Origin of the sequence: Tenacibaculum holothuriorum (genome assembly GCF_002120225.1) — a bacterium.
GTDB classification, from domain to species: domain Bacteria; phylum Bacteroidota; class Bacteroidia; order Flavobacteriales; family Flavobacteriaceae; genus Polaribacter; species Polaribacter holothuriorum.
The window spans coordinates 1-900 of sequence record NZ_LAPZ01000004.1; the positions used below are offsets into that span (position 1 = coordinate 1).

Consider the following 900-nt stretch of genomic DNA (forward strand, 5'->3'; position numbering starts at 1 on the left):
TGTAACTGTGTCTTGAACCGTTACTGTAACTACTGCCGTTGGAACACTCTCACATGCAACACCGTTTTCTGTAGAGATCGTTGTTCTTCTATATTGAGTTGTTGCTGTTAAAACTGGAGCATCATAAGTGGCTGAGTTTACTCCAGAAATCACATTCCAACTTGGTGCTGTTAGATTCGTGTTTGATTCCCATCGGTAACTAAGTGTTCCACTTCCATTTCCTGCTGTAGTACTGGTAAATTCTGCAGGATCTTCACCATTACATATCGTTTGATCTGAGGCTATACTTCCTGCGGTAACTGTGTCTTGAACTGTGACTGTAACTACTGCCGTTGGTACGCTCTCACATGCAACTCCGTTTTCTGTAGAGATCGTTGTTCTTCTATATTGAGTTGTTGCTGTTAAAGATGGAGCATCATACGTAGCTGAGTTTGCTCCTGAAATTACATTCCAACTTGGTGTTGTTAGATTCGTGTTGGATTCCCATCGATAACTAAGTGTACCACTTCCATTTCCTGCTGTAGTACTGGTAAACATTGCTGGGTCACCACCTTGACAAATCGTTTGGTCTGAGCCTATACCTCCTGCTGTAACTGTGTCTTGAACTGTGACTGTAACTACTGCTGTTGGGACGCTCTCACATGCAACACCGTTTTCTGTAGAGATCGTTGTTCTTCTATATTGAGTTGTTGCTGTTAAAACTGGAGCATCATAAGTGGCTGAGTTTACTCCTGAAATTACATTCCAACTTGGTGCTGTTAGATTCGTGTTTGATTCCCATCGGTAACTAAGTGTTCCACTTCCATTTCCTGCTGTAGTACTGGTAAATTCTGCAGGATCTTCACCATTACATATCGTTTGATCTGAGGCTATACTTCCTGCGGTAACTGTGTCTTGAAC

Annotated in this window: 1 protein-coding gene; it reads right to left on the minus strand. The window is 42.2% G+C overall.

Annotation, left to right across the window (positions count from 1 at the left end):
* A partial coding sequence (locus tag WH52_RS14875; RefSeq protein WP_198938406.1) for a hypothetical protein occupies window positions 1-900 on the minus strand: 900 nt, incomplete at both ends.